We start from the raw sequence: 10,572 nt of genomic DNA, 5'->3' as shown, positions 1-10,572 counted from the left end.
CGCGGCGACGTCGCCGCGCTCCAGCATCGCCACCAGGTGGGTGTGCGATCCCGCCTGGTCGTGGGCGTTGCGCCGGAGCCGGTCGATCTGGGCCAGCGCCAGGCGCAGCTCCGCGCTCAGGCCCTCCGCGACCGCCACCAGCCGGGGGCTGCCGAGCAGGCCGACGAAGGAGGCGTGCACCGCCAGGTGCCGGGCGTTGAGCACCTGGTACGACGCCCCGTCGGCGACCGCGGCGGCGTAGTCGGCCAGGGCCTGCCGCACCGCCTCGCGGGCCTCATCCTCGGCCTGGGCCCAGTGCCGCGCCCCGGCGACCTCGAGCACGGCCCGGGCCCGGCAGACGTCGGCGACCGAGTCGGGGTCGGGCTGGGCGACGCTGACCCCGCGGTGCGGCTCCCGGGTGGCCAGGCCCTCGGCCACCAGCACGGTGAGCGCCTCGCGCACGGTGGGACGGGAGATCCCGAGCTGCTCGGCCAGCGCGACCTCGCGCAGCGGCGTACCGCTCTCCAGCTCGCCGTCGAAGATCGCCCGGCGCAGCTCCTCCACGACGCGGTCGACGATGGAGGACTGCTCCAGGTGCAGGTTCCCGAACGACTCGCCCATGACGCCGAGTCTGTCAGGAGTTGATAAGTGCGCGGCGCGCCGCCACACTCGCACCACAACATTGTCAGACAATCTGACAGAACGGGGGATGGCATGTCCGAGCTGCAGTGGGGCAAGCACTACCTGGCGGTGCGCCCCGACCACTTCCGGGTCGACTACGTCATCAACCCCTTCATGGACCCCGCCGACCAGCCCGACGCCGTGGTGGCCCGGGAGCAGTGGGACCACCTGGTCCACACCATCGAGGCTCACGGCGGCGTGGTGGAGGTGCTCGGCCAGCGCTCCGACGCCCCCGACATGGTCTACGCGATGAACCTCGGTCTCGCCGTGCGCGGCGCGGACGGCAGCGCGAGGGCCGTGCTCTCCCACATGCGCTACGAGCAGCGCCGGATGGAGACCGAGTCGGCGCAGGCCTGGTTCGCCGACGCCGGCCACGTCACCTCCTACGTCGGTCGCGACGGCGTGGGTGCCCACTTCGAGGCCGGTGACGCCTTCCCCTTCGGCGACGCCCTGGTCGTGGGCTACGGACCGCGCACCGAGGAGCTGGGCCTCAAGCACCTCGCCGCCGGCCTCGGGGTGCGGGTGCGCGGGCTGCGCATCGACCACCCCGGGATGTACCACCTCGACCTGGCCTTCTGCCCCCTCGACGAGCGGCGCGCCATCATCTGCCCCGCGGCCTTCGACGACGCCTCCCGGGCCGCGTTGCTCGAGCTGGTGCCCGAGCCCCTGGTCCTGACCGAGGACGAGGCACTGACCACGTTCGCGGCCAACTCGATCGTGATCGGGCGCACCGTCGTGATGCCGGCTGCACCGGAGCGGGTGCGGACCCAGCTGGAGGAGTGGGGGTTCACCGTCGTGGTGGTGGAGATGGGCGAGTTCCACAAGGCCGGCGGCTCGGTCCGCTGCCTGACCAACCCCCTGGACGTGACGCTGGGCCGCGACCTGCCGCTCGTGCCCGGCGGCGAGGTGCTGCTGCCCAGCTAGGTGGCACCGCGGCTACGTCAGGGTGATCGGATCCTCGGGGTGCTCCTCGCCCCGCGCCGTCTGGGCCAGCAGGATGCCCGCCACCACCGCGACGCAGCCGAGCACGGCCACCGCGCTGAGCGACTCGGCGTACCAGGCCCAGCCGAGTGCCGCCGCGCCCACCGGCTCGAGCATGGCGATCGCGGTCACCAGCGTCGCCGGGATGTAGCGCAGCGCCACCAGCTCCACCCCGAACGGCGCCAGGGTGCCCAGCAGCACCACCCAGGCCAGCACCAGCCACAGCGGCGCCGAGAGGGCGTCGAGGCTGCCCTGGAGCGAGACCGAGGCCGTCAGGTCCGCCTCCACCAGCCACACCGGGGAGGCCAGGTTCATCGCCACCGTCGCCACGGCGAAGCCCCACAGCATCACCTGCACCGAGGAGAGCCCGGCGTCGTGGCAGGCCTCACCCAGCAGGAAGTACGCCGCGAAGCAGATGGCACCGCCGATGCCCGCCAGCACCCCGACGGTGTCGAAGGAGGCGCCCTCCCAGATCTCGGTGGCCGCCGCCAGACCGGCCACGGCCAGCGCCAGCCCCCACCACAGGCGCGCGGTGACCTCGGCGCGCTGGACGAACTTCGCCCACAGTGCCACCAGGATCGGCGCCTGGTACTCCAGCAGCAGCGCCAGGCTGATGGTCAGCCGGTCCAGAGCCATGAAGTAGCACAGCTGCAGCAGCGCCACCCCGAAGAGCCCTAGGGCGGTGACCAGCAACAGCTGCCGCCCCCGCGGCAGCCGCAGCGCCGAGCGCTGCCACGCCACGGCGACCACCAGCAGGGCGACGAAGGTGCCGGTCACCCGCAGCGAGGTGAGCTCGAGCGACCCGATCCCGTTGCGCAGCGCGACCCGCGAGACCCCGGAGTTGAGGATGAACAGCGTCGCGCCGACCACCACGAGACCGATGCCGAACCGGCGCTGGGCAGAGCGCTGGACCGTGCCCTGGACCGTGCGCTGGACTGACATGCGGCAGATTGTCGCGCAGGTAGCCTCGACCCCGTGATCGAGGTCGGCGGAGCTGCGGTGATGGTGCTGGGCTCGGCCGCGTCCGGACTTGTCCTGGCCCTGGTCGGGCTGGTGCTCGCACGCTGGCTTGGCCCGGTCACCGCGTTCTCGCTGGTGGGTTTCGCGTGGGCCCTGGTGGTCATCGGGCTGGTCACGCTGGTGCCTCCGACCGGCTCGACCGCCCTGGTGCCCGTGGAGGCGCGGCAACCGACCTGCTCGCGGACCGTCGGAGGCCCGGCGCCGGACGGTTTCTGGATCTTCAGCGGCACCCAGCGGATGCTCAACACCGCGCTCTTCGTGCCAGCCGGGGCGCTGCTGGTCCTCGGTCTGGCCCGGTGGCGCACCGCCTGGCTGCTGGTCCCGATGGGGATGGCCGGCCTGGTGGCCTACTCGGTGCTCATCGAGATCACCCAGCTGGAGCTGGCCCGCATCGACCGCGCCTGCGACATCACCGACGTCGTCGACAACGCCACCGGCGCGCTCATCGGCTGCGGCATCGGGCTGGCGCTGGCGCTGGTGCTCCAGCCGTGGCGGCGTCGGATGCGCGAGGAGGCACGGCGCGACCGGACGCACCCGGGGTTACTAGGGTGAGCGCCATGACCAGCAACCCCCAGCCGCGCGCCGACCTCGCCGCCATCCCGGCGTACGTCGCGGGCCGGCCGCCCACCCCGCGGCCCGGCCTGGTCGGCTACAAGCTCTCCTCCAACGAGAACCCCTACCCGCCGCTGCCCGGCGTGCTCGAGGCGGCCGTGGCCGCGGCGCAAGAGATGAACCGCTACCCCGACATGGGCTCCGCGCAGCTCTACCAGGCGCTCGCCGGCAGGCTCGGCGTGCCGAGCGACCACCTGGTGGTGGCGACCGGCAGCGTGGCGCTGATCTACCAGCTGCTCAGCGCGTACTGCACCCACGGCGAGCCGCACGACGAGGTGGTGCACGCCTGGCGCTCCTTCGAGGCGTACCCGATCGCGGTGACCGTGGCGGGCGCCCGTTCGGTGCGGGTGCCGCTGACCGCCGACGGGCGCCACGACCTGGACGCGATGGCCGCGGCCGTCACCGAGCGGACCAAGGTGGTGCTGCTCTGCACGCCCAACAACCCCACCGGCCCGGCGCTCACCCAGGCCGAGGTCGAGGCGTTCCTGGCGCGGGTGCCCTCGCACGTCGTGGTGGTCCTGGACGAGGCGTACGTGGAGTTCGTGCGCTCGCCCGACCCGGTCGACGGCGTGGCCACCGTGCTGGCGCACCCCAACGTGGTGGTGACGCGGACCTTCTCCAAGGCCTACGGCCTGGCCGGCTTCCGGGTGGGGTACGCCGTGGCGCGGCCGCAGCTCGCCGCCGCCCTGCGTGCGGTCTCCCTGCCCTTCGGGGTCAGCCACGTCGCCCAGGCGGCGGCCATCGCCTCCCTGGACGCCGAGGAGGCCCTGCTCGAGCGGGTCGAGGCGCTGGTCGCCCACCGGACCCGGGTGCTGGCAGCCGTCCGCGCCGCCGGCTGGGAGGTGCCCGAGTCCCAGGGCAACTTCATCTGGTTCCCCGTCGGCGACCGGGCCGGCGAGTTCGCCGCCGCCGCCGAGGAGCTGGGCATCACCGTCCGTCCGTTCGCCGGCGACGGGGTGCGGGTGACCATCGGCGAGAGCGAGGCCAACGACCGCGTGGTCGAGCTGGCTCGTGCCTTCCCACGCACCTGACGCCGCCCGCCCGGGCGGCGTCTAGGGTCGAGACATGAGCGACGACCTGACCCCGACGTACACCGAGAAGGGCAAGGCCTTCGAGCGGGACATGGACTACATCGGCGACCGGGTCCTCGCCGGGGAGCGCTCCTCGGACCCGCACGACGCCGAGTACGGCGGCCGCGACGACGTCCAGGTCTGGCCCGTCCAGCCCGGGCGCTACCGCCTGGTGGCCGCCCCGGCGTGTCCGTGGGCCAACCGCTCCATCATCGTCCGCGAGCTGCTCGGCCTGACCGAGGTGATCAGCCTGGGCAAGCCGGGGCCCACCCACGACAAGCGCAGCTGGACCTTCGACCGCGACCCGGGCGGGCGGGACCCCGTGCTCGGGATCGAGCGCCTGCAGGAGGCCTACCTCAACCGGTTCCCGGACTACCCCAAGGGCATCACCGTCCCGGCCATCGTGGAGGTGGAGACCAAGCAGGTCGTCACCAACGACTTCCCGTGGATCACCCACGACCTCTTCTTCGAGTGGCGCGAGCACCACCGCCCGGACGCTCCCGACCTCTGGCCCGAGGACCTGCGCGAGGAGATGGAGCAGGTGATGAAGCGGGTCTTCACCGAGGTCAACAACGGCGTCTACCGCTGCGGCTTCGCCGGTTCCCAGGAGGCCTACGACGCGGCGTACGAGCGGCTGTGGGCCGCGATGGACTGGCTCGAGGAGCGCCTCACCGACCGCCGCTACCTGATGGGCGAGGCGATCACCGAGGCCGACGTGCGGCTGTTCACCACGCTGGTCCGCTTCGATCCGGTCTACCACGGCCACTTCAAGTGCAACCGCAACAAGCTGACCGAGATGCCGGCGCTGTGGGGCTATGCCCGCGACCTGTTCCAGACCCCCGGCTTCGGCGAGACGGTCGACTTCGAGCAGATCAAGGCGCACTACTACGTGGTGCACACCGACATCAACCCCTCCGGGATCATCCCCCAGGGGCCGGAGCTGGAGTCCTGGCGCACCGCGCACGGGCGCGAGCGCCTCTGAGCCCGATCTGGGTACTGGGCTCCGCATGGAGACCGGTGACCTGCGTGTCGGCATCAGCGGCTGGCGCTACGCCGGCTGGCGGGGCGACTTCTACCCCAAGGGCCTGCCCCAGCGCCGGGAGCTGGAGTACGCCGCGGAGCACCTGACCTCGATCGAGATCAACGGCTCCTTCTACTCCCTGCAGCGCCCCTCGTCGTACGCCGCGTGGCGCGAGGCGACGCCCGAGGACTTCGTCTTCGCCGTCAAGGGCGGCCGGTTCATCACCCACCTCAAGCGGCTGCGCGACGTCGAGACGGCGCTCGCCAACTTCTTCGCCTCCGGGGTGCTGGCCCTGGGCCCCAAGCTCGGCCCGCTGCTGTGGCAGCTCCCGGCCAACCTCGCCTACGACCACGACGTGCTGGACGCCTTCCTGGCGCAGCTGCCCCGAAGCACCACCGCGGCCGTCGAGCTGGCGCGTCGCCACGACGACAAGCTGGCCGAGGACCGGGTCCACCTGGCCACCGACGCCGACCGGGTGCTGCGACACGCCCTGGAGTTCCGCTCCGAGACCTTCCTCGACGCCGATGCCTACGACCTGCTGGGCCAGCACCACGTCGCCTGCGTGCTGGCCGACACCGCGGGCCGCTGGCCCAAGGTGGAGCAGGACACCGCCGACTTCCGCTACGTGCGGCTGCACGGGGACGCGGAGCTCTACGCCAGCGGGTACGGCGACCCGGCGCTGGACGAGTGGGCCGCCCGCTGCCGGCGCTGGTCCGAGTCCGGCCAGGACGTCTTCGTCTACTTCGACAACGACGCGAAGGGCTTCGCGCCCTACGACGCGATGGGGCTCATCTCCCGGTTGCGCTGAGTCACGCTGGACCACCCGGGACCAGGCTGGCCACCCGGGACCACGCTGGGCCGCGCCGACCTGCGTGGATGCGCAGATTGCGCAGCCGCCCGGGCCCGGGCTGCATCCCTGCGGCAGGTCCGGGTACGGCGAAGCATCGTCAGACGCACCATCCGTCATAGTCGCACGAGAGGAGAGGCCATGAGCAGCACTGATGCCTCCGCCGCAGGAACCGCCAAGGACGAGGCCAGTCGCCTGGCCGGCACCACCAAGGACGAAGTGAGGTCGGTCGCGGAAGAGGCCAAGACCCAGGCGCGCAACGTCTTGGGGGACGCGCGCACCATGGTCGACGAGCAGTCGCGCACCGGTCGCGACCGGCTGGTCGAGACCGCCCGCACCTTCGGTCAGGATCTCGAGGAGATGGCCGACAACGGCCCCGGTGGCATGGCCGGTGACCTGGCTCGCCAGGTGGCGGGCAAGGCGCGCGAGCTCAGCGACCGCCTCGACGGCCGCGAGCCCTCGGAGATCCTCGAGGACGTGCGCAGCTTCGCCCGGGAGCGGCCCGGCACCTTCCTCCTCGGCGCACTGGCCGCGGGGCTGGTCTTCGGCCGCGTGGCCCGCGGCGCCAAGGACGCCTCCAGCTCGGACTCGGGCTCGAGCGTGGGCTCCGGATCGGCCTCGGGCAGCTCGACCGGGTCGGTCCCGGCCGGCGCCGGGGACGAGGGCGTGGGCCTGTGGACCGGGCCGCCGGCTGGTGGCGCCGTCTCGCCCCCGCCCGGTGCGGTCTCCCCGGGTCCGGTAGCGGGCGCTCCGGCGCCCGGATCACCCGGGACCGGGTCGTCCACCCCGCTGTACGACGAGACGCGCGGGAACACGCCGTGAGCGTCACCGGGGGACCCGGCGACTCTGTGCACCCGACGCCGGACCCGCTGCACTCGACGGATCCCCTGCACCAGGGCGGCACGCTGCCCCCGACGGAGACCCGCTCGCTGGGCGACATCATCGGCGACATCACGGCTGGGCTCAGCAACCTGATCAAGCAGGAGATGGAGCTGGCTCGCACCGAGATCAAGCAGGAGGTCTCCACGCTCGGCAAGGGAGCCGGGCTGCTGGGAGGCGCGGGAGTCGCAGGCCACCTGATGCTCCTGTTCCTCTCGCTGGCGGTCGTCTACCTGCTCGACAACTGGATGCCGACCGAGCTGGCGGCGTTGATCGTCGCCGTCGTGTGGGGTGTCGCAGCCGCCGTGCTGGGTGCCCGCGGTCGCAAGGAGATCAAGGAAGCAGACCCGCAGCTGCCCAAGACGCAGCAGACCTTGAAGGAGGACGTGCAATGGGCCAAAGCCCAGAAGAGCTGAGCGCCGAGGAGCGCAGGCAGCAGGAGCTGAACCGGGACATCGAGCGCACGCGCAGCCAGTTGAGCCGCGACGTCGACGAGCTCGGCGACAAGGTGAGCCCCAGCCAGGTGATGGAGCGTCGCAAGCAGGCGGTCCGTGGGCGGGTCGTGGGTCTCAAGGACAAGGTCATGGGCTCCGCCCAGGGCGCGGCCGGCTCGGTCCAGAGCGGCGGTCAGTCCGCTGGCCAGTCGATCACCGGCACCGCCTCGGACGCGGCCTCCGGGGCTAAGGACACCGCCACCGGCGCCGTCCAGTCCCTCGGCCGGCAGGCCGAGGGCAACCCGCTGGCAGCGGGCGTCATCGCGTTCGGTGCCGGCATGCTGATCTCCTCGCTCATCCCTGCCAGCCGGGCCGAGCAGCGCCTCGCCCAGCAGGGCGTGGACGCCGCCAAGGAGCATGGCCAGCCCGTGATCGACCAGGCCAAGTCGATGGCCGGTGACGTGGGTCAGCAGCTGAAGGAGACCGCCCAGCAAGGAGCGGCCGAGGTGAAGTCCTCGGCGCAGGACTCCGCAGAGTCTCTCAGGTCAGAGGGCCAGAGTTCGGCCCAGAACGTCCGGGAGTCAACATCGGGATCCAGCAGCGGGACCGAGACCGGCTCAAGTGGTTCAGGCAGTTCTGGTTCCACGATCTGAGGGGGGTGGCCGGGCGTCTCCGCGAGGGGCGTCCGGCTCACGCCCACCCGTGTCCGGCCGACCGGCGCGGCTCCCGGCGTACGACGACCGCCGCACCCGAGCCAGCCAGGCCGGCACGAAGTGCCACCCCGGCGGCTCGTTGAGCACCGGGTCGAAGTCAGGCGTCGGTTGCCGCGGTCCGGTCACCACCAGCTCGCCGCGCTGCAGCTCCGCCGCCGCGCTGGCCACCCGGAGCCGGATCCGCACCGGGAGCCGGCTCGCGAGCTGATCGACCTCGACGCCGGTCAACCGGTGGTCCGCCAGCTCGGCCAGCACCAGCACCCGGGTGCGGTCGACCGACTCCCAGGGCAACAGCGAGGTGAAGGTGGCGCGGCCCCACGACGCGGCCGGCCACAGCGCCCACCGGCGCCACCCACGGGTGCCGGGCGAGGTGGCCAGCAGCACGTCCACGGCTCCGCTGGCGTCGGGGTAGCGGAACGCGATCCCCAGGATGTCGGGCAGTCTCGCGGGCAGGCCGATCGCCTTGGACATCCGCACCACGCACTCGGTGCGCCCGGTCGGCAGTGGTCCGGCACCCTGGATCTCCAAGTGTCCCGCCAGCACCTCCCCGCGCGGGTGGAAGAAGCGGGCGGACCGGGCTCGGGAGCCCAGCCGGAAGGTCTCGCGGGCGACCGCGGACAGCGCTGGTACGACGTCCATGCCGCCCTGTACCCACCTGGCCCGGTACCCACCTGGTCCCTGGACCCACGTGACGCCCGGGATCAGGGCCTGACCCAGCGCCCGATCCGCGGCAGTCCGTCGACCCAGTTCAGCCGGGCGGCGTACATCGCCCGCTGGGCACGCTGCTTGGTCCGCTTGGACCAGTCGAAGCCGCTGGCGCAGGGCCGGACGATCCGGTGGCAGGTCCACCCGTGCAGGAAGATCCGGTTCCCCGCCACGTCGGCGCCGCCGGGGCCGCACAGGCCGGTGGTCGCCCGGTCCAGCAGCACGCCGTACTCGGGGGCGCTCCAGTCGGTCAGCACTGGCGAGCGCAGCCAGACGGTGCGGTAGGTGCACCGCGTGTAGTCGCCCTCGGAGAGCAGCAGCACCCACCCCTGGGGCTGGGCGAGGAGCACCGGGTTCTCCAGCACTCCGTCGTGCCGCAGCAGCTCGACGCTGACGGCGCCGGGGCGCACCCGGGTGCCGGTGCGGTTCAGCTGCACCAGCCGGATCGAGGAGGGGATCCGATCGGTCTTGTAGAGCAGCACCAGCCCGTCCGAGCCCTGGTGCACCGAGGGGTCGATCACCCCGGCGCGGGGGAGCGTGGTGTCCCTGGGGGCCAGCGGGTCGCCGGCTGGCGGCGTCTTGACGTACGACGGGCAGACCAACGGCGCGTCTCCCACCGGGGTGAACCCCCGCAGTGCGGAGCGGGACCGGGCCACGCCGATGCACCGTCCGTACGGCCCCAGCCCCTTGACCGGGGCGGAGTAGTAGAGCAGCCACCAGCCGCGGACCCGGGTGACGTCCGCGGCCCAGATGTCGCCGGCTCGGGACCAGGAGGGCAGCCTGCTCAGCGCGGGGCCTCCGCGCTGCCAGCGGCCGTTGCGCGACCGGACCCAGGCGCGCGGCGCGCGCTCCCCGGTGGCGAAGCCGACGTACCCGCCGCCGAGCCGCTCGACCGCGGGATCGGCGAAGTTGCTCGCCACGATCGGCTTCGGGCTGCCGATCACCGTGGGCGGGCCGGACTCGGCCCGCGCCGGGAGCGCCCCCAGCGCGGTCGTCCCGGCGACCGCCAGGACGACTGCCAGGACGACTGCCAGCACCAGCAGGAGCAGGGCGGTGCGGGGCCCCCGCGCGGGCGCCTCCCGGCGCGAGTCAGGGGTCATGGCGCCGAGGCTAGTGCGCCGAGGGCATAGGTGCGCATCGGCTCGGGTACACCGTCCGCATGCACCTTCGACCACTGCGCTTGGAGACCGCTGACGTCTCCGAGGCCGAGAGCCTGCTGCGAGGCAGCCTGGTGGGTGTGGAGTCCCTGGAGTTCGGACCCGATCTCTCCCTGGACATCAGCGGCGTGCGGGGCGACGACTTCAGCGTGATGCGGTTGACGCACTCCTCGGTGGCCCGGCTGATCACCGGCCCCCCGGGCAACCTCCACGTGCTGGAGGTGCTGCGTGGCTCGGCGCGTCTGGGAGTGCGGGGAGTGGAGACGACGCTGCGTCCCGGACAGGTGATCGCCATCGACTCCGGCTCCCGGGTCCGGCTCGCCAGCGACCGGCTCAGCGTCGGCATCGTCACGCTGTCCCGCGACCTGCTGGCCACCGCGGCCGACGAGCCGAGCGCCACCATCTCCTTTCCCGACCACGCGCCGCTGTCCGCGGACTGGCCCGAGCAGTGGCGCACCGCGGTGCGCCGCCTC

The 10,572-nt window shown here is 72.7% G+C and carries 13 protein-coding genes; 9 read left to right on the top strand and 4 right to left on the bottom strand.

Translation table 11 applies throughout. The features are described 5' to 3' along the window. The coding region (locus C5H89_RS18325; protein ID WP_104108404.1) for a GntR family transcriptional regulator at positions 1-600 on the bottom strand (600 nt) is incomplete at its 3' end. Between the two features lie 93 nt (positions 601-693). Here C5H89_RS18325 and C5H89_RS18320 point away from each other — a divergent pair. Continuing rightward, positions 694-1,584 (top strand): arginine deiminase family protein, encoded by an 891-nt coding sequence (locus C5H89_RS18320; protein WP_104108403.1) that lies wholly within the window; start codon positions 694-696, stop codon positions 1,582-1,584. A gap of 12 nt (positions 1,585-1,596) precedes the next feature. On the opposite strand, the gene C5H89_RS18315 is transcribed toward C5H89_RS18320, so the two are convergent. Then, entirely contained in the window at positions 1,597-2,583 is a 987-nt protein-coding gene (locus C5H89_RS18315) for an EamA family transporter (RefSeq protein ID WP_104108402.1), read from the bottom strand. A 33-nt stretch (positions 2,584-2,616) separates the two neighbouring features. Between C5H89_RS18315 and C5H89_RS18310 the strand changes: the two genes are divergently transcribed. From C5H89_RS18310 to C5H89_RS18280, 7 genes are all read left to right on the top strand, one after another. Next, positions 2,617-3,213: a VanZ family protein gene (locus C5H89_RS18310; protein WP_104108401.1), complete on the top strand. Its 597-nt coding sequence runs from the start codon at positions 2,617-2,619 to the stop codon at positions 3,211-3,213. Positions 3,214-3,218: 5 nt separating this feature from the next. Then, a complete protein-coding gene (gene hisC / locus C5H89_RS18305; protein WP_104108406.1) occupies positions 3,219-4,304 on the top strand; it encodes a histidinol-phosphate transaminase in 1,086 nt (361 codons plus the stop codon). Positions 4,305-4,338: 34 nt separating this feature from the next. Beyond that, on the top strand, positions 4,339-5,325 hold the full coding sequence (locus C5H89_RS18300) for a glutathione S-transferase C-terminal domain-containing protein (protein ID WP_104108400.1): 987 nt from the start codon (positions 4,339-4,341) through the stop codon (positions 5,323-5,325). Positions 5,326-5,350: 25 nt separating this feature from the next. Then, positions 5,351-6,172 (top strand): DUF72 domain-containing protein, encoded by an 822-nt coding sequence (locus C5H89_RS18295; protein ID WP_104108399.1) that lies wholly within the window; start codon positions 5,351-5,353, stop codon positions 6,170-6,172. 180 nt (positions 6,173-6,352) lie between these two features. Beyond that, complete coding sequence (locus C5H89_RS18290) at positions 6,353-7,033, top strand: hypothetical protein (protein WP_104108398.1); 681 nt, start codon at positions 6,353-6,355, stop codon at positions 7,031-7,033. Then, entirely contained in the window at positions 7,030-7,506 is a 477-nt protein-coding gene (locus C5H89_RS18285; protein WP_205305126.1) for a phage holin family protein, read from the top strand. Before C5H89_RS18290 ends, C5H89_RS18285 begins: the two co-directional genes overlap by 4 nt. Further along, positions 7,482-8,177, top strand: coding sequence for a DUF3618 domain-containing protein (locus C5H89_RS18280; protein ID WP_104108397.1), 696 nt, complete (start codon positions 7,482-7,484; stop codon positions 8,175-8,177). Before C5H89_RS18285 ends, C5H89_RS18280 begins: the two co-directional genes overlap by 25 nt. Here the strand turns inward: C5H89_RS18280 and C5H89_RS18275 are convergent. Next, a complete protein-coding gene (locus tag C5H89_RS18275) occupies positions 8,151-8,876 on the bottom strand; it encodes a hypothetical protein (RefSeq protein ID WP_104108396.1) in 726 nt (241 codons plus the stop codon). The genes C5H89_RS18280 and C5H89_RS18275 overlap by 27 nt on opposite strands. Before the next feature lie 62 nt (positions 8,877-8,938). Next, positions 8,939-10,042, bottom strand: a complete 1,104-nt coding sequence (locus C5H89_RS18270; RefSeq protein ID WP_104108395.1) for a family 43 glycosylhydrolase — start codon at positions 10,040-10,042, stop codon at positions 8,939-8,941. A gap of 59 nt (positions 10,043-10,101) precedes the next feature. Between C5H89_RS18270 and C5H89_RS18265 the strand changes: the two genes are divergently transcribed. Further along, a partial coding sequence (locus C5H89_RS18265) for a hypothetical protein (protein WP_162799466.1) occupies positions 10,102-10,572 on the top strand: 471 nt, incomplete at its 3' end.

This window comes from Nocardioides sp. 616, from assembly GCF_002930065.1.
Taxonomy (GTDB): domain Bacteria; phylum Actinomycetota; class Actinomycetes; order Propionibacteriales; family Nocardioidaceae; genus Nocardioides; species Nocardioides houyundeii.
The sequence above is the reverse complement of the archived record's forward strand: the minus strand, read 5'-3'. Positions and strand labels throughout refer to the sequence as shown.

What these genes read in the sequence shown, in the direction of transcription:
- C5H89_RS18320 (WP_104108403.1), top strand. Translation starts at nt 694, where the DNA reads ATGTCCGAGCTGCAGTGGGGCAAGCACTACCTGGCGGTGCGCCCCGAC.
- C5H89_RS18315 (WP_104108402.1), bottom strand. Translation starts at nt 2,583, where the DNA reads ATGTCAGTCCAGCGCACGGTCCAGGGCACGGTCCAGCGCTCTGCCCAG.
- hisC (WP_104108406.1), top strand. Translation starts at nt 3,219, where the DNA reads ATGACCAGCAACCCCCAGCCGCGCGCCGACCTCGCCGCCATCCCGGCG.
- C5H89_RS18300 (WP_104108400.1), top strand. Translation starts at nt 4,339, where the DNA reads ATGAGCGACGACCTGACCCCGACGTACACCGAGAAGGGCAAGGCCTTC.
- C5H89_RS18295 (WP_104108399.1), top strand. Translation starts at nt 5,351, where the DNA reads ATGGAGACCGGTGACCTGCGTGTCGGCATCAGCGGCTGGCGCTACGCC.
- C5H89_RS18290 (WP_104108398.1), top strand. Translation starts at nt 6,353, where the DNA reads ATGAGCAGCACTGATGCCTCCGCCGCAGGAACCGCCAAGGACGAGGCC.
- C5H89_RS18280 (WP_104108397.1), top strand. Translation starts at nt 7,482, where the DNA reads ATGGGCCAAAGCCCAGAAGAGCTGAGCGCCGAGGAGCGCAGGCAGCAG.
- C5H89_RS18275 (WP_104108396.1), bottom strand. Translation starts at nt 8,876, where the DNA reads ATGGACGTCGTACCAGCGCTGTCCGCGGTCGCCCGCGAGACCTTCCGG.
- C5H89_RS18270 (WP_104108395.1), bottom strand. Translation starts at nt 10,042, where the DNA reads ATGACCCCTGACTCGCGCCGGGAGGCGCCCGCGCGGGGGCCCCGCACC.